The sequence below is a fragment of the Bradyrhizobium sp. HKCCYLR20261 genome, from assembly GCF_051168435.1.
In the GTDB taxonomy this organism is placed as follows: domain Bacteria; phylum Pseudomonadota; class Alphaproteobacteria; order Rhizobiales; family Xanthobacteraceae; genus Bradyrhizobium.
In genome coordinates this window covers 119,832-143,554 of sequence record NZ_JBNPUZ010000013.1, presented here as the reverse complement: position 1 = coordinate 143,554, position 23,723 = coordinate 119,832, and the positions used below count along the sequence as shown (strand labels likewise).

20 protein-coding genes are annotated in these 23,723 nt (G+C 67.2%); 9 read left to right on the top strand and 11 right to left on the bottom strand.

The genetic code is table 11. From position 1 onward, the window contains the following. Nucleotides 1-76: 76 nt before the first annotated feature. The 7 genes from ACQR1L_RS25680 to ACQR1L_RS25650 all read right to left on the bottom strand — a co-directional run bounded on the left by ACQR1L_RS25680 (nt 77) and on the right by ACQR1L_RS25650 (nt 11,210). The gene (locus tag ACQR1L_RS25680; protein WP_434860702.1) at nt 77-958 is read right to left on the bottom strand and encodes a shikimate dehydrogenase; all 882 of its coding nucleotides are present in this window, start codon (nt 956-958) and stop codon (nt 77-79) included. 122 nt (nt 959-1,080) lie between these two features. Then, the gene (locus ACQR1L_RS25675; RefSeq protein WP_434860701.1) at nt 1,081-2,022 is read right to left on the bottom strand and encodes a LysR family transcriptional regulator; all 942 of its coding nucleotides are present in this window, start codon (nt 2,020-2,022) and stop codon (nt 1,081-1,083) included. 25 nt (nt 2,023-2,047) lie between these two features. After that, a complete protein-coding gene (locus tag ACQR1L_RS25670) occupies nt 2,048-5,854 on the bottom strand; it encodes an AsmA family protein (RefSeq protein ID WP_434860700.1) in 3,807 nt (1,268 codons plus the stop codon). Nucleotides 5,855-6,018: 164 nt separating this feature from the next. Next, complete coding sequence (locus ACQR1L_RS25665; protein WP_434860699.1) at nt 6,019-7,251, bottom strand: cytochrome P450; 1,233 nt, start codon at nt 7,249-7,251, stop codon at nt 6,019-6,021. Nucleotides 7,252-7,323: 72 nt separating this feature from the next. Beyond that, a complete protein-coding gene (locus ACQR1L_RS25660; RefSeq protein ID WP_434860698.1) occupies nt 7,324-8,622 on the bottom strand; it encodes an MFS transporter in 1,299 nt (432 codons plus the stop codon). 1,150 nt (nt 8,623-9,772) lie between these two features. Continuing rightward, a complete protein-coding gene (locus ACQR1L_RS25655) occupies nt 9,773-10,585 on the bottom strand; it encodes a DODA-type extradiol aromatic ring-opening family dioxygenase (RefSeq protein ID WP_434860697.1) in 813 nt (270 codons plus the stop codon). Nucleotides 10,586-10,775: 190 nt separating this feature from the next. Further along, nucleotides 10,776-11,210: a DoxX family protein gene (locus ACQR1L_RS25650; RefSeq protein WP_434860696.1), complete on the bottom strand. Its 435-nt coding sequence runs from the start codon at nt 11,208-11,210 to the stop codon at nt 10,776-10,778. 101 nt (nt 11,211-11,311) lie between these two features. Here ACQR1L_RS25650 and ACQR1L_RS25645 point away from each other — a divergent pair, with 101 nt between their 5' ends. The 4 genes from ACQR1L_RS25645 to ACQR1L_RS25630 all read left to right on the top strand — a co-directional run bounded on the left by ACQR1L_RS25645 (nt 11,312) and on the right by ACQR1L_RS25630 (nt 14,862). Next, nucleotides 11,312-12,229, top strand: coding sequence for a LysR family transcriptional regulator (locus ACQR1L_RS25645; RefSeq protein WP_434860695.1), 918 nt, complete (start codon nt 11,312-11,314; stop codon nt 12,227-12,229). Between the two features lie 42 nt (nt 12,230-12,271). Further along, a complete protein-coding gene (locus tag ACQR1L_RS25640) occupies nt 12,272-13,972 on the top strand; it encodes a SulP family inorganic anion transporter (RefSeq protein ID WP_434860694.1) in 1,701 nt (566 codons plus the stop codon). 117 nt (nt 13,973-14,089) lie between these two features. Further along, nucleotides 14,090-14,320, top strand: coding sequence for a hypothetical protein (locus ACQR1L_RS25635; protein ID WP_434860693.1), 231 nt, complete (start codon nt 14,090-14,092; stop codon nt 14,318-14,320). 269 nt (nt 14,321-14,589) lie between these two features. Then, nucleotides 14,590-14,862 carry a GCG_CRPN prefix-to-repeats domain-containing protein gene (locus ACQR1L_RS25630; protein ID WP_434860692.1) on the top strand — a complete coding sequence of 91 codons (273 nt, stop codon included), beginning with the start codon at nt 14,590-14,592 and terminating at the stop codon, nt 14,860-14,862. A gap of 340 nt (nt 14,863-15,202) precedes the next feature. Here the strand turns inward: ACQR1L_RS25630 and ACQR1L_RS25625 are convergent, their stop codons facing one another. After that, the gene (locus tag ACQR1L_RS25625) at nt 15,203-16,624 is read right to left on the bottom strand and encodes an FAD-binding oxidoreductase (protein WP_434860691.1); all 1,422 of its coding nucleotides are present in this window, start codon (nt 16,622-16,624) and stop codon (nt 15,203-15,205) included. A 72-nt stretch (nt 16,625-16,696) separates the two neighbouring features. Here ACQR1L_RS25625 and ACQR1L_RS25620 point away from each other — a divergent pair, with 72 nt between their 5' ends. After that, the gene (locus tag ACQR1L_RS25620) at nt 16,697-17,209 is read left to right on the top strand and encodes a thioesterase family protein (protein ID WP_434860690.1); all 513 of its coding nucleotides are present in this window, start codon (nt 16,697-16,699) and stop codon (nt 17,207-17,209) included. 21 nt (nt 17,210-17,230) lie between these two features. Here ACQR1L_RS25620 and ACQR1L_RS25615 read toward each other — a convergent pair whose 3' ends face one another. Both ACQR1L_RS25615 and ACQR1L_RS25610 read right to left on the bottom strand, forming a co-directional pair. Next, entirely contained in the window at nt 17,231-18,409 is a 1,179-nt protein-coding gene (locus tag ACQR1L_RS25615) for an alpha/beta hydrolase (protein ID WP_434860689.1), read from the bottom strand. A 159-nt stretch (nt 18,410-18,568) separates the two neighbouring features. After that, nucleotides 18,569-20,068, bottom strand: coding sequence for an amidase (locus ACQR1L_RS25610; protein WP_434860688.1), 1,500 nt, complete (start codon nt 20,066-20,068; stop codon nt 18,569-18,571). A gap of 259 nt (nt 20,069-20,327) precedes the next feature. On the opposite strand from ACQR1L_RS25610, the gene ACQR1L_RS25605 reads away from it, so the two are divergent. The 4 genes from ACQR1L_RS25605 (at nt 20,328) to ACQR1L_RS25590 (ending at nt 23,332) form a co-directional block, all read left to right on the top strand. After that, entirely contained in the window at nt 20,328-21,125 is a 798-nt protein-coding gene (locus ACQR1L_RS25605) for a roadblock/LC7 domain-containing protein (RefSeq protein WP_434860750.1), read from the top strand. 62 nt (nt 21,126-21,187) lie between these two features. Continuing rightward, on the top strand, nt 21,188-21,949 hold the full coding sequence (locus ACQR1L_RS25600; protein ID WP_434860687.1) for an MBL fold metallo-hydrolase: 762 nt from the start codon (nt 21,188-21,190) through the stop codon (nt 21,947-21,949). Nucleotide 21,950: 1 nt separating this feature from the next. Next, entirely contained in the window at nt 21,951-22,691 is a 741-nt protein-coding gene (locus ACQR1L_RS25595) for an OmpA family protein (RefSeq protein WP_434860686.1), read from the top strand. Next, a complete protein-coding gene (locus ACQR1L_RS25590) occupies nt 22,688-23,332 on the top strand; it encodes a hypothetical protein (protein WP_434860685.1) in 645 nt (214 codons plus the stop codon). Before ACQR1L_RS25595 ends, ACQR1L_RS25590 begins: the two co-directional genes overlap by 4 nt. A gap of 93 nt (nt 23,333-23,425) precedes the next feature. Here ACQR1L_RS25590 and ACQR1L_RS25585 read toward each other — a convergent pair whose 3' ends face one another. Continuing rightward, nucleotides 23,426-23,599, bottom strand: a complete 174-nt coding sequence (locus ACQR1L_RS25585) for a DUF1328 domain-containing protein (RefSeq protein ID WP_006614063.1) — start codon at nt 23,597-23,599, stop codon at nt 23,426-23,428. Between the last annotated feature and the right edge of the window lie 124 nt (nt 23,600-23,723).

Below are 23,723 nucleotides of genomic sequence, written 5' to 3'. Positions count from 1 at the left end.
TTTCCTCCTCTGCTTCGCAACGCTTGTTTGCGTTTCTTGCTTGAACGAATTGTTCCGCCGCGTATTGGCGGCCAGCTCAGGCGGCGTCAACCGCCTGATATCTCTCCGCCATGTGATTGTCGAAGGCCGCGCCCATTGCTTCGGTTGACGGCGCCAGCCCGGTGAACAGCTCGAAGGCGTCGGCAGCCTGATAGATCGCGAGTTCGCGCCCAAGCAGGACCTGAGCTCCTCTTGCCTTCGCGGCCTTCAGGAGCGGCGTCCACAACGGTGAATAGACGGCATCTGCAACCCATAGATCGGGGCGCAGCAAGTGATCCGGCACCGGCGTACCGCGGTTCGGCAGCATCCCGATCGGAGTGCCGTTGACGACGCCAACGGCACCCTGCAGCGCCTCTTCGACGCTGCCGACGACTGTCGCGATCGTGCCAGCCGGCAGCAGGCTCGCGAGCTTCTCGACGCGGACGCGATCAGTATCGTAGATGCGCAGGCCGGCAACGCCGAGGTTCGCAAGTGCGAAGGCGATCGCCTTGCCAACCCCGCCTGCGCCGATCAGCGCCACCACGCCGCGGCTGGTCTGGCTGACGAGCGGCGCCACGGCGCGTTCGAAGCCAGTGGTATCGGTGTTGTGGCCGATCAGCCGGCCATCGCGCACCACGACGGTATTGACGGCGCCCATCGCCGCCGCTTTCGGCGCGAGTTCGTCGAGCAGTTCGACGACGGCCTCCTTGTAGGGATAGGTCACGTTGACACCGGCGAAGCCCATCCGACGCACGCCCTGCAGCAGCATCTCGAGGCCTGCGCGGTCGGCGCCGGCGACCTCGATCAGCTGGTAATGACAGCGCACCCCGAGCACCGCCGCGGCATGCTCGTGCATGGCGGGAGAGGCCGAATGCGCGATCGGGGCACCGATCAAGCCGGTCAGGAATTTGCGGGCTTTGAGCGCGGAAAGATCGGGCACGTTCGCTTCAGTCTCTGCTGCTGCTCGCGCGATCGCCGCGGGAGCGATGAATGACGGAGCGGACGATAGCGCGTCCCGCGCCTAACACAATTACCCAAATATCCGCCGAACCTAACATCATGTTATCTTTTGCCGGCGGCGGCTTTCGCAGGCTTCCCCGCCGGCCGGCGGCCCGGCTCGAGCGCGCGCATCTCCGTGCGCAGGCAGTCGATGAAATGCTCCGCGTAAAGCGACAGCGGCGTGCCGCGCTTGACCGCGATGTAGGTATCGAAGCGCGTCGGCTCGGCGATCCTGATCAGCTCGATGCCGGGATAGCCGCCATGAGCGACGGTGAACTGGTCGATCACGGCGATGCCGAGTCCGGCTTTCACCAGCGCGCACACCGTCGTGCCGAAGCGTGCCTTGATCGAGATGTTGTAACTCAGTTTGTTGCGCGCGAAGATCTCGGCCATGATGCGGCCGTAAGGATCGTTCGGATCGATGCCGATCAGCGGATAGCGCGTCATCTCCGCCGCCGACACCTGCTTGCGGCCGGCAAGCTCATGGCCCGGAGGCACGATGCAGAACAGCTCGCCCGAGGCCAGCGGCATGAATTCGAGGCCCGAATGATCGAGCCGGTAGCTCATCGCCACGCACTCGCCCTTGCCCAGCATCAGGTAGTCGATCGCCTCCTCGATCTTGAGGATGTTGATGTCGATGCCCAAGTCTGGGTAGCGGCGGCGGACGCCTTCGATCGCGCGCGGCACCATCACCTGGGAAATGCTTGGGACGGAGCCGACGCGGAGCTCGGACAGCGCGCCGCGGCCGATATTGGAGATGATGTAGCTGAGGTCGTCGACCTTCTCGTAGACGCTGTTGATCTGCTCGAAGATGTTCTGCGCCTCGGGGGTCGGGAAGTAGCGTCCGTTCTGGCGCTGAAAGAAACGGATGCCGAGCGAGCGCTCGGTGTATTTCACCAGCCGGCTGACGCCTGGCGCGGAAACCTTCAGCAGCCGCGCGGCGCCGTTGATGGTGCCGGTCACCATCACCGCGCGGATGACTTCGACCTGGCGCAGCGTCATCATCGGCGCGGCTCCCGCAGGCCGGAGATCACGGGCTGCCCGGCGGCGTCAGCGACATCGGCGGACGCGGCACCGGCCGCGGGCGCGGCGGCAGCACGCCCGGGGCCGGCTTGACCTCGACGGGCGGCGGCAGCGGCGCGAGCTGAGACTGGCTCGCCGCCACGGGGGGCACGCTCGTCCCCTGCGGAGCGGAGGCCGGCGGTGCCGCCGCGGGCGCGGATTGCGGCGCCGTCAGGGGCGGCACGGCGGCGCGCGGACCGCCAAGCTTGGCGCGCGGGTCGCGACGCGGATCGCGCCCGGGCAGCGGCACATCCGGTGTCGCCGGCACGGCCGCATTGGCATCACCCGCGCCGGGGAGCGAGGCCGTCGACGACGGATAGGCCGGCGGCACCTCGCCGCGCGCGATGGCATCCAGCCGTCGCGTCTCGCGATCGATCGCGCGCACCGCGAGCCAGGACGACAGCGAGGTGACGTCCAGCGCGCGCGTCAGCGCATCGGGCGTGCCGACCACGAACAGCTGCAGCTCGGGCCGGCTGTTGGCATTGCCGACGGTATTGGAGCTCAGGCTGGCGCGAATGTCGGCCTGATCGGCCGGAATGTCGAAGCCGCCGGACACGATGGCGCGCGCGCCTTGCGCCTCCAATGTCGTCGCGCCGACGCGCACCCGGCCGTCGCGGATGATGAAGGGGATCTGCGCCGACGGCACCGACAGATTGCCGGAGGCCAGCGCCGGTTCGACCACCTGCCGCAGCTTGCCGTCATCGCCGAGCTGTCCCGCGTCCGCCGCGCGCAGCGCGACATCGAACGCCTTGGGGTCAAGATTCGGAATGGCGGCATTGTCCAGCGTCACGGTGCCGTTGCCGGAGAGCGCATTGACCAGACCCTGCACGCTGCGGCCCTCGGCGGCCAGCGTCATCTGCGCCGAGACCTTGCCGGCGGGCATCTTCAGATTGCGATAGCGCAATGCGTTGCCGTCGACGCCGGAAAGCTCGACGCGCCCGTTGAGCACGAGGCCATTGGCATTGGGGCGCGCCTCGACGGTGGCGATGACCTCGCCGCCGCCGAGCTTGCCCTTGAGGTTCTCGATCGTCAGTGACTGGCCGTCGCTCCTGATCGCGCCGCCCAGGGGGCGCAGATCGGCGCCGCTCAGCACGGCGCCGCTGAGCGCCTGGAACGATACCCGTCCGCGCCAGCCCTTGACGAGACCGGCCCCGAGCGGCTCCGCGGGCTCGCGCCCAGCCGCGCCGACCAGCACCGAAAACACCTGCGGCACGTCGAGCGTGTCGAGGCCGAGCTCGCCCTCGATCTGCTTGTCGTCGTCGAACGTCGCCGCGAGCCGGCCGCGCAGCCGCGCGCCGCTGACGGTGCTGTCGATGTCGTCGAGCGTCAGCCGGTTGCCGGAGAAGCCGAGGCGGCCGAACAGCCTGATGTTCTGGGCCGCATTGTCCTGCGGCTTCAGGCCGAGCAGCGGCGCCAGATTGGCGCTGCGCAGACGCAGATTGACGTTGGCCTTGGTGTTGTCGCCCCAGGGCTCGACGATGCCCTGCGCGTCGCCGTCGAGGCCGCTCCCCGACAGCTTGGCATTCATCCGCAGCGGCGCGCGCCAGCTGCCGGTCACGCTGGCCTGGAAATCAGCCGGGCCGCTGCCGACGGCCGCGATGCGGTCGAGCCCGAGCAGCGCCAGCACCGCAGCTCCCTGCTCCGACGACAACCTGCCCTCGAGGCCCAATTCCGTCCGGTCGATCGCATCGACCTCGAAACTGCGCAGCGCTGCCGCCTGCGGCTTGGCCGTCAGTGTCGCGGAGCCCTTCAACTGCGGCGCGTCGAGATCGAGCACGGCCTTGGCCTGGCTGCGATCGGCATTCGCCGGATCCTTTGCCAGATCCAAGGTCAGCTTCAGCCGCGCGGCCCCCGCAGGCGTGGCGAGCGCATCGAAGCGCGCCGTGATCTGCGGCGCAAAGGGCTGCGCCAGCGCGGTGATCTCCTTCAGCGACGCCGCCATCGACGTCACGATCAGACGCCCGGTCGCGTCAGTGCGATCGAAGCGGCCCGAGCCCTCGGTCGTCACACCGCCGCTCTGGCCGAACTTGATCTGATCGATGGCGATGGTCTTCGGATCGTAGGAGAAGCGCGCCGCCAGCGGACGCAGCTCCTGGCCGCTGAGCTTGGCGCGGCCGACATCCAGCGCCACGCTGGCCTCGGCCGGCCATTCGCCGGTCACGCCGACGAGCGAGCGCGTCACCGCCATGGCCGCATCGAGATCCAGCCGGTCGCCCTTCAGCGCCGCCTCGAAGCGCGAGCCGGCGCCGCCGGGACGATTGATCAGAGCGACGCGGCCGTCGACCGAGCCACCGTCGATATCGGCCTTGAGGCTGTCGATCGCGACCCGTTCCGGCGCGACGTTGAGATCGCCGCGGACGCGCAGCGGACGCTGCGTTCGGTAGCTGGTGTCGCTACGTCCCTGCAGCCAGGCCACCAGCGCGTCCGGCTCGGCCGATTCCAGGTCGAGCGCGCCGGTGAAGCCTGAGGTCACCGAGGTCGAGATGCCGATGGTGCGGAAGGTCAGCCGGGTGGAGCCCGGCGCGCGCAAATCGACCTTCTCCAGGCTCCAGGCCGTGGTCTCGTTGTGAAGGTCGGCGGTGAAGTTCTGCACCGGACGGCCGGAGAGCATGATCTGCTCGGTCGTGAACTGCACATTGGCCGGGAGCGGCAGGGTGGGCAGCTGCGCGATCCAATTGCGCAGCGCCGGCAGCACCCGCGCCGGCGCGATCGCCCGCCGGTCCTTCACCTCCTCGCCGCCGGCGAGCAGCTTGTCGGCATCGAGCTGCCGCGCGGACAGTGACGCCTTGAGCGTCGGCGCCGCCCCGAAACGAGCCTCGCCGCCGCCGGTGAATTTCAGCGAGCGATCCTCCTGGCCGAAGGTGACCTCGATCTGGTCGAGCTTGGCCGAGGCAGGATCGCCGACGATCTTGGTGGCGATGCGCCACGGGGTCCCGCCGGCCTGATCGAACGGCGTGGTCTTCGTCTGCTGAGCCTGCTTCGCGGCGGGCTCCTTGTTGGAAGGCTCCTTGGCCCCCGCGGCCGGCTTGTCCTTGTCGCCCTGCTCCTTCAGTGGTGACGACAGCGTCAACGCGCCCTCAAATTTGGGCGCGCGGTTCGGGAAGCTGATCAGGCCCTCGATGTCGGCCACGACCGGGCGTTCGCCCGGGTCGATGTTGAGGTGGACACGCAGGCCGCTCAAGTCCTTGTCCTGGCTGGACGACACCCGGAACGGATAGCGGCCGCCCCGGATCGACACTGCGCCGTCGCCACGAAGCGAGCCGGCGAGCGAACGGACGTCGCCGGAGAAGACGATGTCGGTGAGCTCCAGGGTGGAACGGCTGGCGGCGTCGTGCAGGGCGACGCGGCCGGTCAGGTTGAAGCGGTCGATCGCGAGCGCGGCCAGGTTGAAGCGGCCGGAGGCGGCCGGGAGGTCGACCTGGCCCTTGGCGTCGAGGCCGAGATCGGCGGCCATGCCGCCGATGGTCAGCTCGTTCGCCCGCCACTCCCCGCGCATCAGGTCGCCGAGGCTGAACTCGACGTCGAGCTTGTCGGCGCGCAGCTTGCCCAGATGATTGGCGCCGCCGAAGGTGACCTGGCGCAGCCGCAGGGTCGGCGTCGGCAACAGCCGTGCGTCCAGCGCACCGGCGACCCGCACGGGCACGCCGATGATCTTGCCGGCCTCGGCCTCGAACTGCGGCCGGAACTGGTTCCAGTCGACGAAGTACGGGCCGATCAGCGCAGCAAGGAGCGCAAGGATGAAGGCAATCGCCAAGCCGAGCAGGGTCGTCTGCACGGGGTCTCCCTCAAAGGACAACGCTCCGGCGTCCAATAACCAGTGCGGCCGCCGCCACGCCAAATTCGATGCCGGAACGCCCAATCATATAGGATTAAGTATGGCGAAGTCACAGCGCTGTCGGTCTTTCCGGGGGCGTTGCACAACTCCGTTAACGGACATGGTTACCAGTGCGCCGGAAGCCGCTTCAACCCGCGCAGCACGAAGGTCGGCCGCCAGTCCGGGTTGTCCGCGTCGTCCAGTTTCAACTCCGGCAGCCGCCGCAGCAGGGTTCCGATCGCGACCTCGGCCTCGATCCGGGCGAGCTGCGCCCCCAGGCAATGGTGGATGCCGCCGCCGAACGACAGCGGCTTCACGTTGGGCCTGGTGATATCGAGCTGCTCCGGATGGTCGGGATAGACCGCCGGATCACGGTTCGCCGAACCGAGCAGGCACAGCACGGTCTCGCCCTTCGGGATGCGACGGCCGCCGAGATCCTCGATGTCCTCGAGCGCGACCCGCCCGGTCAATTGCACCGAGGAATCATAGCGCAGGAACTCCTCGATCGCGTTGGTGATCAGCTCCGGGCGCGCCTTCAGCAACGCGAGCTGATCGGGATTGCGATGCAGCGCCAAGAGGCCGTTGCCGATCAGGTTGACGGTGGTCTCGTGCCCCGCGCCGAACAGCAGGATGATGTTGGCGGTGAGCTCCTCGTGCGACAGCTTGGCGCCGTCCTCCTCCGCCTGCAGCAGTTGCGTGGTGAGATCATCGCCCGGATTCTTCCGGCGCAGCTCGAACAGGTGCTGGAAATAGGCCTTCGACACCGCGTTGCCGGCATTGCCCTCGGCAATCTCCGCCTTCGACAACGGCACCGGATCGAGCAGCCGGCCGCCCTCGCGCGAGCTCTTGTAGAAGGCCTCGCGATGCTCCTCGGGGATGCCGAGCATGTCGCAGATCACCGTGACCGGGAGCTTGAACGCGAAATCCTCGATCAGGTCCATCTTGCCGCGCGGGATGATCTCGTCCAGCGTGCGATCGACGATCTCCTGAATGCGCGGCCGCATGTCCTCGACGCGACGCGCGGTGAACGCCTTCGCGACGAGACCGCGCAGCCGCGTATGATCGGGCGGGTCCTGCTGCAGCATCCAATGGCTCATGCTGCGGAAGACCGGCTCGTTCATGATCTCCGGACCGTAACGGCGGATCGAGCGGGCGACGAAGTCCTTGCCGAAGCGCTTGTCGCGCAGCACCAGGCTCGACTCCGCATGCCGGCTGGCGAGGTACGAGCCGAACGGCGTCAGATGCATCGGGTCGTTGTCACGGAGCTGCTGATAGAATGGATACGGATTCCGGATGAACTCCGGCGACAGCGGATTGAACAGCGGCGCGGGCTTGCCGGCCTGGACATGCTCGTTCATGGGGTCCCTCTCCCGGCGTTTTGCCGATTGGTTCACGGCCGCGCGGCGATGGCAAGTCGATCAGATCACATATTATGCGGTTACCGCCGTCTTTAACCTGTGCAACTGTCCGGCCACGACACGCACCCGGCGCGGCGCGGCGATCCAGATCGCGGCGGCCGAGACGAACGCGCCGACGAAGGCGATCGCGAAGCCCGGCGTGTAGCTGGCCGTGAGATCATACAGCACGCCGGTGACCCATGGGCCTGCGGCACCACCGCACAGACCGATCAACATCAATGTGCCAAAAATGCTGCCGAATTGCGCGCCCTGGAAGATCTCCAGCACGACCGCGCCCATCACCGACGTGATGCCGTAACCCAGCGCGCCCTGCGTCGCCACCATGACATAGACCAGCACGAGCGACGGCGATGCCTTCAGCGCGATCAGCGCCGCGAAGCAGATCGCAAATCCAAGGCAGCCGAGACCCCACACGGCCTCGCGGCCGAGTCGATCGGACAGATGGCCGAGGGCGATCTGGCCGGGAATGCCGAGCAGGCTGACCGCGCCGAGCGCCCACACGGCGACGTTGGAGCTGAAGCCGATCTCCAGCAGGTACTTCGTCTGATGCACCTGGACGGCGTACCAGACGTAGAGGCCGAAGAAGTAGCCGAGCGCGAGCCACCAGAACCGCGACGTGCGCAGCGCGCGCGACAAGGTCCAGTCGATGCCGGCCCAGGCGGCATCGACGATGTTCGAGACGGGCTTCGCCGCATTGGCAAGCGGCGCGGCGTCACCATCGGGGCGCAGGCCCATCTCCTCCGGCTTCTTGCGCAGCAGCAGATTGATCGGCGCGAGCACGACCAGGACGACGATGCCCATCGCAGTGCAGGCGGTGCGCCAATTGGTCTGCGCGATCATGTGCTGCACCCAGGGCAGCAGGGTCATCGAGCCGATCCCGACTCCCGCAAACGCGATGCCGATCGCCAGCCCACGGCGGCGGATGAACCAGTTCGGCAGGAACAGCGATTGGCCGGAATAGCCGAGGCAGACGCTGCCGGCGCCGACCATCACGCCGATGGTGAGATAGAGATGCCAGGGCTGGGTCGTCAGCGGCGCCAGCAGCAGCCCGCCGCCCATCAGCGCGACGCCGAGTTCCATCACCGCGCGCGGCCCGGTGCGGTCCATCAGCCGTCCGATCAGCGGGCTGACGATGCCGGAGGCGACGAAGCCGAACGAGAACGCGCCGGCGGTGACGCCGCGGTCCCAGCCGAATTCGGCGAGAATGGGCGGATAGAACAGCGAGAACGCGGTGCGCGCATTGACGCCGATCGCCATCGTCACGAAGGTCACGGCGACGATGACCCAGCCATAATAGAACGGCAGGCGCATTGTTGTTGTTTTCACTCCCTGGTGCACCCTTCGCATCATTTGCGTGTGGAGGGGTCAAGGACTTTCTGCGCAGGCGTCCGGCGTGTCATTTACCTCGAAGGTCATGTGTGCGGCGCACTATCCTCATTCCCGGGTGTCTTCCCGGCCTCCGCGCCGGGACCCATACCGCGTGATCTCACGAGGAACGTAGCTGGCAGTAACGCGTCTCATGACATTCGGTGGGTATGGGTCCCGGCTCAAGGCCGGGACGACACCGAATGTGTGGTGGGCGCTGCGGTCATGACCTCGCGCTCCTCGCGGCGCCGGGAGCGTCCGAGCTCTGCCAATGGATCGCCCTCGAAACAGAAGGGCGCAGGGAAGGCCGGGCGCTGGCCGCGCCCGTGGCCCGCCTGCTCAAACAAATGCAGGCGGCAGGTACCACAGGTCTGGCCGAGAACGCCCGGCCCTCCCTGCGCGATGGTCTTCACGCTTATACGCAGTCTGCCTGGTGCGCCGGGCTTGTTGGCCACCATTCGCGACAATGCTTACGCATTGCGCGGGACACCAGCATCGGGGTGTCAGCACGCTGCGACTTCACGTCCGCAAGAGGCTCGTTCGTCCGCACACCCATCAGGACATGCTGCGAGCTCTCGCGGCCACCGCTCCCCGCCTCGCGTGTCGTGACGATCGCGCGCAACGCCCCTTCAGTGAGACGGGATGTGCGAGAGGATCGTGGTGATTTGCCCGACGACACAAGGGAAATCGGCTGCGACATAGTAACCCGACGGGCAAGCAACACCCTCTCGTCATTCCCCAGGGGTGTCGCATATGGATATTCTAGGCCGTCGCAGCAAACGAACCCGCAAGTTAGTTACTCCGTCATGCCCGGGCGTGTCCCGGGCATCCACGTCGTTCTCAGCACGCCGGACGACGTGGATGGCCGGGACAAGCCCGGCCATGACGACGTGGTGAGAAACGAACGCAAAACTGCGATCGCCATATGCGATAGTCCTGGGCGATCCTACAAACACAGTCGCGTTTGGAGGATCGAACCCGGAAACTCGAGCTAAAGAAGGATGCAAGCCAATGTCGGGATTCCGGGTTCAAGGCCTGCGGCATTGCCCCGGAATGACGTCGTGGAGTGAGATGTCCAACTAATCAGTCCGACGGTCTACGCCGCAGCCTTCGCCTCGTCGGCGCCATGGAACGCATAGACGTCCATGCGCAGCACGCCGTAATTGGCGCTGTTGTGCAGGCGCTCGACGCGGGCGTTCGCACCGGCTGCCCCGAGCGCGGCGAACAGGGGCAGGAAGTGCTCGTCGGTCGGGTGGTTGTCACGCGCATGCGGCGCAAGGGTCCGGTAGTTGACGAGATCGTCGATGCGGCCTTCGATCGCGGCGTGGTGGACCCAGTCGGCGAAGTCGACCACCCAGGACGGCGCGGGATCGTCGATGTCGAGCCTGCGCTTGCGGAACTCGCCGAGGTTATGCGTGAAGCTGCCGCTGCCGATGATCAGCACGCCCTCGTCGCGCAAGCCGGCCAGCGCGCGGCCGAGCGCGAGATGATGCGCCGGGCCCTGCTCGGTCTGGATCGACAGCTGCACCACGGGAATATCGGCCTGCGGATACATCAGCAGCAGCGGCACCCAGGCGCCGTGATCGAGACCGCGCTCGCGGTCGACGCCGACCGGAAGGCCGGCAGCCTGCAGCCGTTCCGCCACGGCGCGGGCGAGATCGGGCGCGCCCGGGGCGGGATAGCGCAACTGATAGAGCTCGGGCGGGAAGCCGTAGAAATCGTAGATCGTCTCGTTGGCGGCGACGACGTTGACGGCGGGGATGTCGGTCTCCCAATGCGCCGAAATCACGAGGATGGCCTTCGGCCGCGGCAGGCTGTTGCCGAGGCCTGAAAGGAAATCACGCGCCGCCGAGGCCGTCAGCGGCAGCATCGGCGAGCCGTGCGACAGGAAGATGCTGGGCAGGGTCATGGCTTGGCTCCTCTCCGATTGGTATCTCAGGTCGCGCCTCACAGACAACTGTCGTCCCGGCCTCGAGCCGGGACCCAGACTCCGTGCCTGGAGGTTGAGGCAGGCTGGCCGTCGACCAGCGTGCTCAACTCATTGCTGCCGGTGGTTATAGATCCCGGCATTCGCCGGGATGACAAAACCGCCCCTGACGCTAATGCGCGCTGCGCAGCTGGCCGCCGGCGAGATTGCCGCGCAGAGCGCCGAGCGCGTAGGCGCCGTCGCCGAGCAGGGCCTGCACCACGAGCGCGACGGCCCAGAACGCCGGATATTCCCAGCCGCCCTTCGGATTGTTGAAGAAGAAGCCGGCCGAACCGTGCACGGTGAAGATGGCGCCGAGCAGGATCGGCACGGCGGCGAGAGCGACCCAGCGGGTGGCAACGCCGAGGATCAGGGCGATCCCGGCCAGGATTTCGGCGGTGATCGTGACATAGGCCAGTTCGGGCGGCAGGCCGATGCTGCCGAAGAACTTCGCGGTGCCGGCCGGGCTGAACACGAACAGCTTGAGGCTGGCATGGGCCAGGAACAGGCCGCCCAGGGTCAGGCGGAGAAGAAGGGCGGCATAGGGCGCGGTGCGGGAATCGATCATCAAAACCTCCAATGGGACTTTCGTCCCCTATGGATCATTTCCCAGGAGACGATAATCCGATACAACGGAAATTCAGTTCACACTCAGAGAGTGAAATCGTCGTGCTCGACCGCCTGACCGGGCTGGAGGTGCTGTCCAGGGTCGCCGCCACCGGCAGCCTGTCCGGGGCTGCGCGCATGCTCGAGATGTCGCCGACCATGGTGACCAAGCACCTCGCCGCGCTCGAGAGCCGGCTCGGCACCAAGCTGTTTCACCGCACCACCCGCCGGCTGACCATCACCGAAGCGGGGCGGCGCTATCTCGAGTTTGCCGAACGGGTGCTCGGCGACTTCGATGCGGCCGAGAACGCGATTGCCGCCGATCGGGCCGAGCCACGCGGGTTGCTGCGGCTCAACGTTCCCCTCGCCTTCGGCACGCGACAGATCGCGCCGCTGCTCGCGGAGTTCGCCGCGCGCCATCCCCTGGTCAGCGTCGAGCTCGGCCTCAACGACCGGCTGGTCGACCTGATCGAGGAAGGCTGGGATCTCGCCATCCGGATCGGCACGCTGAAAGATTCGACCCTGGTGGCGCGCCGGCTGGCGCCGTGCCGCATGATGATCTGCGCCGCGCCGTCCTATCTCGCCGCGCACGGCACGCCGCGCATCACCGCCGATCTCGCCCACCACAATTGTCTCGGCTACACGCTGGCGGCCGCGGGCGCGTCGCGCTGGCGCATGGGCGGCAAGGCGATCGTCGACGTGACCGTGAGCGGCAATCTGCGCGCCAACAATGGCGACGCGCTGCTCGCCGCGGCGCTGGCCGGACAGGGCCTGATCTATCAGCCCACCTTCATCGTCGGTGACGAGCTCCGCGCCGGCCGGCTGGTCCCGGTGACGCTCGACGTGCCGCCGTCCGACCTGCTGGCGGTGCACGCCGTGTACCTGCCGGACCGCACCCCCTCGGCCAAGGTGCGCGCCTTCATCGATTTTGTCAGCGAGGCCTTCTCGCCGCAGCCACCCTGGGACCGCGACCTTGCCTGAACCGATCAGCAGCTCCGCTGCCATGCGCCCGGAGACATCGACATGACCGAGCAGCCGCGCCGCGACGTCCCTCATCTCTGGCCTTTGCTGCGATCCCTGCAGGGCTGGCGCATCAGCGCCCTGCCCGCCGATCTCGCCGCCGGACTGACGCTGGCCGCGATCGCCATCCCCGAGCAGATGGCGACCGCCAAGCTCGGCGGCTTCACGCCGGAGACGGGCTTCTTCGCCTTCATCGCGGGCTCGCTCGGCTTCGCGCTGTTCGGCGCCAACCGCTTCCTGTCCTGCGGCGCCGATTCCACGATCACGCCGATCTTCGCCGGCGGGCTGGCGCTGCTCGCGGCGAGCGGTTCGCCCGACTATGGCAGCCTGGCCGCGGCGCTGGCGCTGCTGGTCGGCGTGATGCTGGTGCTGGCCGGCGGCTTCAAGCTCGGCGGCATCGCCAACCTGCTGTCGGTGCCGGTGACGGTCGGCTTCCTGGCCGGCATCGCCGTGCACATCATCGTCTCGCAATTGCCCGGCGTGCTCGGACTGCCGTCGCCGGGCGGGCCGACGCTGGCGCGCATCGCGGCCATGGCCGGCGAACTCGGCAAGGCCAACGGGACCACGATGTTGATCGGCTTCGGCGTGCTCGCGACCATCACGCTCTGCGAGCGCATCAGCGCGCGCATTCCCGGCGCGCTGATCGCGCTCGTCGCAGCGACACTGTTCGTCATCGCCGCCGGCCTGGAGGCGCACGGCGTGCAGGTCATCGGCAGCGTCACGGGCGCCATGCCGATGCCGTCGATTCCGCTGATCGGACCCGAGCAATGGGCCAAGCTGGTGCCGCTCGCTTTCCTGATCGCCGTCGTGGTGATGGTGCAGACCTCGGCGACGACGCGCTCGTTTTCCTCCGATCCCGATCACCCGGCGGACGTCGACCGCGACTTTCTCGGCGCCGGCGCCGGCAGCCTGCTCGCCGGCCTGTTCGGCGCGTTTCCGGTCAATGCCAGTCCGCCGCGCACCGGCATCGTGGTCGAGACCGGCGGCCGCTCGCAGGCCGCGGGCCTGCTGGCGGCCGTCATCGTGCTGCTGCTGGTGCTGTTCGGTGCCCGGCTGCTGGCGCATGTGCCGGAAGCCGCGCTCGGCGGCGTGCTGCTGTTCGTGGCGCTGCGCATCATCCGCGTGGGGCAGATCGCCAGCATCTATCGCGCGTCCAAGGGCGAGTTCCTGCTGATCGTGGCGACCGCGGCGGCGATCGTGGTGCTGCCCATCGAGCAGGGCGTGGCGCTCGGCATCACGCTGTCGCTGCTGCACGGCATCTGGAGCACCACGCGCGCGCATCTCATCACCTTCGAGCGCGTGCCGGAGACGACGATCTGGTGGCCGGCGCATCCGCAGATCAAGGGCGAGCAGTTGTCAGACATCGCCGTGATCGGCTTCCAGGCGCCGCTGAGCTTCCTCAATGCCGCGACCTTCCGCGCCGACCTGCAGCACCTGCTGCAGCGCCGCAGCCCGCGGCTTCTCGTTCTGGAAGCGAGCGCGATGGTCGAGATCGATTTCACCGCCGCGCAGACGCTGCGCGAGGTGATCACGCTGTGCAACAGGGACGGCATCGTGTTCGCCGTCGCCCGGCTGGAATCGCTGCGCGCGCAGGAAGCCTTCGAGCGCTTCGGACTCTACGACGTGCTGCCGCGCGATCGCGTGTTCCACAGCGTGGACCTGGCGCTGCAGAAGCTCGGCGGCGATGGGGCGGTGACCTCCTGATACAAACCGTTACGCCGCGCTCGGACAATCGACATACATGCGCAACGTTCGCGGGCGAGACATCCGGCTTCGCGACGCCCGGCCCGTCGGCTGCGGCACAGACAAGGATCGTCACTCATGCGCAAGCTGGTTCCGCTGCTGTTGATAGTTGCTCCCATCACCGCCGCTCAGGCCCAGAACACGGGCGCAGTGCGGCAGGCCTGCGGCAGCGAGGTGCGGACGCTGTGCGCCGGCATCTCGCCGGGCGGCGGCCGCATCAAGCAATGCATGATCGACAAGTTCGACAAGCTCTCGGATGGCTGCAAGACGGCGCTGAAGGATGCGAAGGCGCAGCAGGCCGGCAAATGATGCCGCGTGCGCGAGGCACGACGGCGACAATGTCAGCCACCGTTCATGTGCCTTGCCGTAAATACACTGTACTCACCGCACGCCAACGACGACACTGCAGCGATGCGTCATCGGACCGGCAGAACTGCAGTGCACGATCAGCATCTCGCTGATGCGCTGTGGTAATGGGGCGAGGTTTCGCGATCTCGAAAAACTTGCGAAACCAAAACCCGTCTGAGGACGTCTAAGGACTGCTTTGATTCGTCACCAACGAGAGGACCGCGACTCACATGCGCAATCTGTTCACCTCCGCCCTGTTCGCCGCCACCGTCCTGCTGGGCGCGTCGGCCGCACAGGCCTTCACGCTGCCGGCCCAGCCGGCCGCTCCGGACAGCAATGTGGAGCGCGTCGCCGGCGGCTGCGGTCCCGGCTGGTTCCCCGACCGCTGGGGCCGCTGCCGTCCCGCTCCGCGCGCCTATTACGGCCCGCGCTACTACGGCTACGGCCCGCGCACCTGCTGGGTGCGCCCGACCCCGTGGGGCCCGCGCCGCGTCTGCCGCTGATCGCCTGACGTGACCACGACAACGCCGCCGCACTCAGTTGCGGCGGCGTTTTTTGTTGGGAGATGCGAGACTGCATTGGAGCCGAGCTTTGACCGCGAGCGCGCTGCGCCCCCTCTCCCCGTCCTTCACGGGGAGAGGGCTGGGGTGAGGGGCAACGGCACCGGTGGTGCCAGTGAAGGCCACTCCAAGTCGCGCTTCGGAGTCAGTCGATCAAATAAGAGAGTCCGGATCTCTCCAGCACTTCCCGTGCCGCTGCCCCTCACCCCGACCCTCTCCCCGCAAGGGCGGGGCGAGGGAGCGCAGCGCGCTTGCGGCACGTGCTCGGCTCCAATGAAGACGATCAAGCCGCCGGGATGATCTTGCCGGGGTTGAAGATGTTCTGCGGGTCGAGCGCCTGCTTGACCGCGCGCATCGCATCGAGCGCTTCCTGGCCGAGCTCCGACTTCAGATATTTCTGCTTACCCTGGCCGATGCCGTGCTCGCCGGTGCAGGTGCCGCCCATCGCCTGGGCGCGTTCGACGAGGCGATGCATGAAGTCCTCGCCGCGGGCCATCTCGTCGGCATCGTCGACGTCGCACATCAGCGAGCAATGGAAATTGCCGTCGCCGACATGGCCGACGATCGGCGAGGTCAGGTTGAGCCGCGCGAGATCCTCCTCGGTCTCGCCGACGCAATCGGCGAGACGCGAGATCGGCACGCACACATCGGTGGCGACGACGCCGACACCAGGCCGGATCGCCTTGACCGACCAGTAGGCATCATGACGCGCCTGCCACAACCTGGTGCGGTCCTCCGGCCTGGTGGTCCAGGCGAAGTCGCCACCGCCGCACTCCCGCGCGATCTCGGCAAAGTTCTTCGACTGCTCGGCGACCTCGGCCTCGCTGCCGTGGAACTCCAGGAGCAGGAGCGGCGTCTCCGGCAGGGTCAGCTTCGAATAGGCGTTGCACGCTTTCACCTGCGCCGCGTTGAGCAGCTCGATGCGCGCCATCGGGATGCCGGTCTGGATCGCGAGGATGGTCGCCTGGCAGGCGCCGCGCACGGTCTCGAACGAGCACGACGCGGCGGCGATGGTCTCGGGAATGCCGCGCAGCCGGATGGTCATCTCGCAGATAATGCCGAGCGTGCCCTCCGCGCCGATGAACAGATGCGTGAGATCATAGCCGGCGGCGGACTTCTTGGCGCGCGTGCCGGTCTTGATGATCTCGCCGTCGCCGCGCACCACCTTCAGCGCCAGCACGTTCTCGCGGATGGTGCCGTAGCGCACCGCATTGGTGCCGGACGCCCGCGTCGAGGCCATGCCGCCGAGCGACGCATCGGCGCCGGGATCGATCGGGAAGAACAGGCCCTGGTCGCGGAGATATTCGTTGAGCGTCTTGCGGGTGATGCCGGGCTGAATCACGCAGTCGAGATCCTCGGCATGCACCTCCAGCACCTTGTTCATGTCGCGCATGTCGATGCAGATGCCGCCCGCGGGCGCATTGACCTGCCCTTCCAGCGAGGTGCCGGTGCCGAACGGAATGATCGGCACGCCGAGCGGCGCACAGATGCGGACGACGTCCTGGACGTCGGCGGTCTCCTGCGCCAGCACCACGCCATCCGGCGGCTGCGTCGGCAGCCAGGTCGTGGTATGGCCATGCTGCTCGCGCACGGCCTGCGAGGTGATGAGCTTGTTGCCGAAGCGGGCGGCTAGCGCATCGAGGGCACTCTTCAGCGCGTCAGGCGCAGGCCGCTTCAGGTCGTGATGAGGGATCGTCGTCGCCACTTTGTCCTCCGGAAGTTGGGCGGACCGTGGCAAAGGACGCAACAAGGGTCAAGGGAGCAAACGGAAGAGCCGATGAGCGATAATGCAGTGCCCACACAGGCCGCGAGCGGGCCGTTCCTGTCGTCAATCATGCAGATCGAGCCGCAATGGATCGACTACAACGGCCATCTCAACATGGCCTATTACAACGTGATGTTCGACCGCGCGATCGACCAGATTTGGGCCGAGCTCGGCATCGGCCCGGCCTACATGACGGAGCGCCAGGGCTCGACCTTCACCGCGGAGTGCCACGTGCGGTACCTGCGCGAGATCCATCTCGGCGATCCCGTGCAGATCGCGGTCTGGCTGATCGCCGCCGACGAGAAGCGGCTGCACACCTTCGAGGAATTGCGTCATGCCGAAGAAGGCTGGATCTCGGCGACGTCGGAGAACATGTCGGTGCATATCGACATGACCAAACGCAAGGTCGCGCCGTTTCCTCAGGACATCCAGGCCAATATCGGCCGCGTGCTGCAGGCGCATGCCGTGCTGCCGCGTCCGGACGGGCTCGGCCGCGCCATCGGGATGCCGCGCAAGTCGGGTTAGGCAGCATCGGCAGCGTGGTGATCAGCTGCCGGCGGCCCTCTTTTTCGCGACGGCTCGCCGCGGCCTGCTGGCTCTGGCACTGCCTTGCGGCAGAATCCGATAGCGGCCCGAGCCGGCCGGCTCCCGGTTGGTGACCTGGTTCTGCGGCACGCCATTCAGGACCTGGACGATGTCGTCGCGGACCACCGGAAAGATGCGATAGTACTGGTGCTGCTGCGGGTCCTGCTCGAATGAGGTGACATCCGAGCAATCGACCGCGGTGACCTTGTCGCTGATGCTGCCCATGTTGTCGGGTCCGTCGTTCCCAAGGCGCGGCCCGTTGAACTTCGTGCCGGCGCTGAGCGTGTTGAGCACCCAGTCCTTGGTCGAGTGATAGACCGTGACGCTGGTGGCGGTGCGCGGCAGATATTTCAGCTTCGCCGGATCATCGAAGGCGTCGGCATCCTCGTCGGCGGCGGCGAGCACGATCTTGTCGAAGGTGCGGCGCAATCCGGTCAGGGACGGCTGCGTCCCGCCCATGCGCACCATGGCCGGAACGCTGCCGGACGCGGTCGCGCCGGCAATGGGATCGGGCAGCTGCATCAGCGCCTGCAGCGCGTTGCGCAAGACGTAGACGCCCATGCTGTGGCAGATCAGATGGATGCTCTGGTTGCAGCGCTCGCTCTCCGGCAGCCCGTCGACAAAGTCGTAGAGCCGGCGCAGCGTTCGCGCCACTGCCGGGCAGGAGGCGGCCGCGGTCCTGCGATCGTGCTGATAGTCCACATAGGGCAAGGGCACGCCGATCGGCGAGGCGATCGAAGGCCAGCTGAACACGAACATGTTGGCGTTCAGCCCGTAGAAGGCCGAAATCCAGCCGGCCCGTTCGATCGCATCGACGAAGCTGTTGCTGAAGCCGTGGATGAAGGCGATCGTCGGCCGCGCCCTTGCGAGCATGTCGCTGCGCAGCGCGCCGAAGATCGTGTCGCTGCCGAGCACCGCGCGGGAGCCTTGCGGAAAGATCAGCTGCTCCGCCTCGACATGCAGCGACCCCGGCACCAGCGCATAGGTGCGTGCCGTCAGATCCACCTCGATGTCGGCCCGGCCATACCGGACGTTCAGGCCATTCACCGGACCGAGCTCCGAGCTGAAGCCCGTGATCTGATCAGATCCCTCGGAGGTCAGCGGTTGCCGGTTGGTCGCGAAATAGACCCTGACGCTCATGGCCTCCCCCTCTGAAAGCAAATACGTCGAAAATGCAGCTCACGATGCCGCAACGGGCCGATCGCTCGGTTGCCTGGCAAGACCTCGTGCTGCTCCGTAAAAAGCGTGCGCCGTAAATAATCTACTTGAAATAGAACACGACCGACGACGGATGTGCAATCAGTTCTGCATCACCCACTCCGGCAGCCGGTCGAACCAGGGCTGCGCCTCCTCCAGCTGGCGGGCGAGCTGCAGCAGCCGGGCCTCGTCGCCGAGGCGGCCTGTGAACTGCACGCCGAGCGGCAGGCCATCGGCGGTCCAGTGCAGTGGCACGCTCATCGCAGGCGTTCCCGTGAGATTGGCGAGTTGCGTGAACGGGACGTATTGCAGGCTGTCGCGGGCGATCTTGTCGATCATGCCATCGAGCGCACCCCAGCGCGTCAACAGGCCGAGCAGGCCGATGCGGTCGAGCATGTCGAGCAGGGTCTGCTCGGCGGTCGACGGATCGCCCTGCCCGTGCCGGATCGGCGGATGCGCGAGCGTCGGCGTCAGCAGCAGGTCGTAGCGCGCATGGAATTTTCCGAGCGCGCGGGCGAAGCCGTTCCATTTCAGCAATTGCGTGGTCAGCGCGCCGGCCGAGATCGCGCCGCCGAGCGTCGACAGCACGCGCGTCAATAGCTCGAACTCTTCGCGCTTCGCGCCCTTGGCGCGGGCGTCGGCCACGAGTGCGGCAACCTGGCCGAAATAGATATGCAGGAACGAGGTCGCGAGCGCAGCGCCATCGATCTCGGGCGTCGCCTCCTCCACCTCGTGACCGAGACCCTGCAACAGCTTCACGGCGCTCTCGACCGCGAGCTTCGCTTCAGTGTGAACCTCGGTGCCGATCGGCGAGGCGCTGGTGTAGCCGATGCGCAGCCGGCCGGGATCGCGCGCCATCACGTTGGCGAACACCACGCCGGGCTCGGCCACCAGGAACGGATCGCCGGGCTCGCTGCCGGCGATGACGTCGAGCGCGCGCGCGGTGTCGCGCACGCTGCGCGAGATCACGCCTTCGCAGGACGCACCGAACCAGTATTCGCCGAAGCCCGGGCCCGACGAGACCAGCCCGCGCGACGGCTTCAGCCCGAACAGGCCGCAGCAGGCGGCGGGGATGCGGATCGAGCCGCCGCCATCATTGCCGGCGGCCATCGGCACAACGCCCGAGGCGACCGCCGCGGCGGCGCCGCCGCTCGAGCCGCCGGGCGTATGCGCCGCATTCCAGGGGTTGCTGACGCGGCCGAAACCCCGGGAGTCGCTGACGCCCTTCAGCGCCAGCTCCGGCAGGTTGGTCTTGCCGAAGATCACCAGGCCGGCTTCGAGATAGCGCCGGACCACCGAGGCATGTTCGGCCGCGACGATCCCCGACAGCGCCTTGCTGCCATAGGCGGTCGGCAGGCCCGCATAGTCCTGGGCGCAGTCCTTGATCAGGAACGGCACGCCGGTGAACGGGCCGGCCGCGGGCTTCGCCACCTGGGCCCGGGCCTCGCGCTCCATCAGCATGCAGAGGGCGTTGGTGTTCGGCTGGGCGTGCTCGTTCTGCGTCAACGCGAGCTGCAGCAGCTCGGCCGCGCTGACCTCGCTGCCCTTCACCGCCTCGGCGAGCGCCGTCGCGTCGCGCTGCAAATAGTCTCGTTTATTCACATTGCCCTCCCCGCGCCGCAATGGACGGCCCGCATCGTAGCTGATTCTGGGTGCAACGGCGGCGGATGCCGAGCTGCCGCGCCGCTATTGCGGCGAAACGGCGACGGATGCGGCGCCTCGATGGCAGACTGCAGCTGTTTTGACGGCGCTCCTGCGTCTTTCTATCACGATCTTAGTTAATTTGATTCAGATCATTCGCGGCGCCTCTTGTACCGACCTAACTTACGCACCGTTAGTTGCGTTGAGTAACGAGAGAGCGATGGGACGCCTCGCAAGCCTGCTGAGCAGAGCGCACGGACCCCATGAGGATGGCGAGGCCGTCCCCGTGACCACCGCCGACTACTTCATCCTGCTGTCCCGCGCGATGGAAAATCTGTCGGATTCCTCCGCCGAGCGCCGGGCCGAGGTCTACCAATCGGCACGCCAGGCGCTGGTGACGCAGTTGCAGGCGATGGATCCGCCTGTTTCGCGGTCGCGCATCAAGGCCGAACAACGCGCGCTGGACGACGCGGTGGAAACGCTCGAAACCCGCGCCCTCACCACCCCGGACGCGGCAGACGCCGACACCGGCCGCGAAGCGGCCGAACAAGACATTTCCGATCTTTCAATTGCATCAGGCGAAGACAGCACCATGACCCAGCATCAATTTCATTCCAGGTTTGCACCCCGCTCCGCCGTCGAGGAGAAGCCGATGTCACGACTCGATGAGATCAACCGCGTCCTGCGCAAATTGCAGAGCGACTCCTTCGGCGTCGAGGCCTGCGCGCTGATCTCCGAGGACGGACTGATGATCGCGAGCGTGCTCGCCGCCGACATGGAGGAGACGCGGGTCGCCGGCATGACCGCGACATTGCTGTCACTCGGCGGCCGCGCGGCGATGGAGCTCGGCCGCAGCCATCTGCAGGAAGTAATCATCCGCGGCGAGTCCGGCTACGCCGTCCTGGTCAGCGCCGGCCGCGGCGCGCTGCTGCTCGCGCTGACCAACGAGAACAGCAAGCTCGGCCTCACCTTCTTCGACATGCGCGAGGCGGTCCGGTCGCTGCAGAAGGTGCTGTAGCGCCACCGTCCTCGCATTCGTCCCGCAGTTGAGCCGGCGCGCTGCGCCGGCGGGAGTAGCTCATGGCCAATACCGTCCTCTATGACGACGGCGTCCACAAGAACATCCTGCTGGAGGATTTCAGCGCCGGCGACCTCGCGGTGCAGGCGAACCAGCACCTGATCATTCACGACCGCGTCGGCATGCTGCTCGATCCCGGCGGCCACAAGGTCTATTCCAAGGTCCTCGGCGAGACCTTCAGCGAGCTCTCGGGCGGACGGCTGAAATATCTGTTCCTGTCGCACCAGGACCCCGACATCGTCGCCGCGATCAACGGCTGGCTGATGACGACCGATGCCGACGCCTACATCTCCTCGCTGTGGACCCGCTTCGTGCCGCATTTCGGCTTCGACCACATCGTCGCCGACCGGCTGAAGCCGATCCCCGACCAAGGCATGGTGTTCGATCTAGCCGGCTGCAAGCTCTACGCGCTGCCCGCGCATTTCCTGCACAGCGAGGGCAATTTCCAGCTCTATGACCCCGTCTCGAAGATCCTCTACAGCGGCGATCTCGGCGCCTCGATCGGCGTGGACTACATCGTCACGCGCGATTTCAAGGCGCACATCCGCTACATGGAAGGCTTCCACCGCCGCTACATGGTGTCGAACCGCGTCATGAGGGCGTGGGCGGAGATGGTGCGGCCGCTCGACATCGAGATCATCGCTCCCCAGCACGGCGCGCTGTTTCCCGATGCGGCGATGTCACAGCAGTTCATCGACTGGTGCGCCGGCCTCGAATGCGGCATCGACCTGATCACGCCGATGTTCAAGGTCCCGGCAGGCTGACATGCTGGCGCCCTCCCCGAATGCCGCCCGTCTTTCGCTGACCCGCGCCGATCCATGTGTCGTCGCCGGCGAGGATGCGCCAGCCTGGCTCGCAGCGTCCTTCGCCCTTGCCGGCACGGTTGTCGCGGTGATGGCGGTCTCACTGTGGCAGCAGGCGCCCACTGCGCCGCAGGTCGTCGCCGTTGTCCCGCTGCAGCAGACGATCGTCCCCGAAGCGGCGCCGAAGCCGGCAGAAACGCCCGTGCCTCTCCCCGCACTGATCGTTGCTCCGCCGGTGCCGTCGCCTCCGGCCATCCCGATCGAGCGGCCCGCGCCGCCGATCTCACCGGTGGCTCGCCCGGAGTCACCGAGTGCCGCGAAGCCGCCCGCGGAGTGTTTCGCGCCGCTGGCGATCGCGTTCGAGCGCGGCAGCACCCGCCCTCATCCGGGCGACATCAAGCGCTCACTGGCGGTCTTGCAGAAGGCGCTGACGCGGCATGGCGACGCGACGATCCTGATCGAGGGACACGCCGATGCCAGCGGCAGCGAGGATCTGAACGTGCTCTTGAGCTATTCGCGCGCCAAGGCGGTCGCAGAACTCCTGAAGAAGGACGGCATCCCCACGCAGCAGATTTCGCTGCGCGCGGCCGGAGCCGGCAGCGCGCGCGGTGATGCGGAGGCCGCCGCAAGCGACCGCAAGGCGGTTCTGCGCATCGCGGGCATCGACGATTGCGATCATGTGACGGAGGCGAAGCGCCCATGACCATCTATGCCATCGTGAGCGGCCTCGGCGCGGCGATCCTGCTGCTGACGGCGGGCTATCTGTTGGGTGCGCGACAGGGCGCCGTTGCGCGCGAGCATCTGCGGCGCCAGGTTCAGGTGCAGGCGGCGAGCCTCGACCAGTTGCAGGAGCAGAGCAGCCACGACGCCAGCGAGCGCGAAACGAGTCTTCGCAGCGCGATCCAGGACGTGCTGGCGCCGCTGGTCGAACGCGAGCGCATTTCGCTGGATCTCGCCCAACTCGCCGCGCGCCCGGGCCGACGCCGCGAATTGGTGCCGCTGCTCGACCGGATCGCCGAGGTTGGCCGGTTCGAGACCGTGCTGTTGACGAACGAGGAGGGCCTGCCGCTGGCGGTCAACACGGCCGGCCGTCACACCGAGCGTCTGGCTGCCGCGGCGACGCGGCTGTCGCTGGTTGCCGAGAAGGTCAGCGGCGAGCAGGATGTCGCGCCGCTGTCGGTCATGCTGCGCGATGCCTCCGAGGCGACGACGCTGTGCCGGATCTTTCGCGTCCAGGATCAAACGCTGACCTTGACCGCGCTCTCCAACGATCCGCGCCTTGCCTCCGTTGCGCTGGATCCCGCGCTCGCCAAGGTCCAGGTGGCGCTGACCGCGGCCGCTTGATCAGAAGCGCAGCTATCAGAAACGCAAAGGGCGCAGCGCCTCCTGGGAAGCACTGCGCCCTTCGCCGACCTCATTGTCAGGGGATGAGGCCGACTACACGCGGGATCGGCCGCGGGCGAGGCCCACGACAGCCGACACCAGGAACAGCACGATGGCGATGAAGAAGATGATCTTGGCGATCTCGATGGACGCACCGGCGATGCCGCCGAAGCCGAGGATGCCGGCGATCAATGCGATAACCAGGAAGGTGACGACCCAGCCTAACATGACACGACCTCTGTCTCTCGATTGCGGTTCAAAGCGACGCGGAGCTTGCGCCGTTGCCAGGACAATCGAGGCCGGGAACAAAGGTTCCGGCGGTTTCGGCCGGTAAAAATTCGCGATTTGCCGG

What these genes read in the sequence shown, in the direction of transcription:
- ACQR1L_RS25600 (WP_434860687.1), top strand. Translation starts at nt 21,188, where the DNA reads ATGGCCAATACCGTCCTCTATGACGACGGCGTCCACAAGAACATCCTG.
- ACQR1L_RS25605 (WP_434860750.1), top strand. Translation starts at nt 20,328, where the DNA reads ATGGGACGCCTCGCAAGCCTGCTGAGCAGAGCGCACGGACCCCATGAG.
- ACQR1L_RS25630 (WP_434860692.1), top strand. Translation starts at nt 14,590, where the DNA reads ATGCGCAATCTGTTCACCTCCGCCCTGTTCGCCGCCACCGTCCTGCTG.
- ACQR1L_RS25665 (WP_434860699.1), bottom strand. Translation starts at nt 7,251, where the DNA reads ATGAACGAGCATGTCCAGGCCGGCAAGCCCGCGCCGCTGTTCAATCCG.
- ACQR1L_RS25585 (WP_006614063.1), bottom strand. Translation starts at nt 23,599, where the DNA reads ATGTTAGGCTGGGTCGTCACCTTCCTGGTTATCGCATTGATCGCCGGC.
- ACQR1L_RS25675 (WP_434860701.1), bottom strand. Translation starts at nt 2,022, where the DNA reads ATGATGACGCTGCGCCAGGTCGAAGTCATCCGCGCGGTGATGGTGACC.
- ACQR1L_RS25650 (WP_434860696.1), bottom strand. Translation starts at nt 11,210, where the DNA reads ATGATCGATTCCCGCACCGCGCCCTATGCCGCCCTTCTTCTCCGCCTG.
- ACQR1L_RS25590 (WP_434860685.1), top strand. Translation starts at nt 22,688, where the DNA reads ATGACCATCTATGCCATCGTGAGCGGCCTCGGCGCGGCGATCCTGCTG.
- ACQR1L_RS25635 (WP_434860693.1), top strand. Translation starts at nt 14,090, where the DNA reads ATGCGCAAGCTGGTTCCGCTGCTGTTGATAGTTGCTCCCATCACCGCC.
- ACQR1L_RS25615 (WP_434860689.1), bottom strand. Translation starts at nt 18,409, where the DNA reads ATGAGCGTCAGGGTCTATTTCGCGACCAACCGGCAACCGCTGACCTCC.
- ACQR1L_RS25640 (WP_434860694.1), top strand. Translation starts at nt 12,272, where the DNA reads ATGACCGAGCAGCCGCGCCGCGACGTCCCTCATCTCTGGCCTTTGCTG.
- ACQR1L_RS25620 (WP_434860690.1), top strand. Translation starts at nt 16,697, where the DNA reads ATGAGCGATAATGCAGTGCCCACACAGGCCGCGAGCGGGCCGTTCCTG.
- ACQR1L_RS25660 (WP_434860698.1), bottom strand. Translation starts at nt 8,622, where the DNA reads ATGCGCCTGCCGTTCTATTATGGCTGGGTCATCGTCGCCGTGACCTTC.
- ACQR1L_RS25655 (WP_434860697.1), bottom strand. Translation starts at nt 10,585, where the DNA reads ATGACCCTGCCCAGCATCTTCCTGTCGCACGGCTCGCCGATGCTGCCG.
- ACQR1L_RS25595 (WP_434860686.1), top strand. Translation starts at nt 21,951, where the DNA reads ATGCTGGCGCCCTCCCCGAATGCCGCCCGTCTTTCGCTGACCCGCGCC.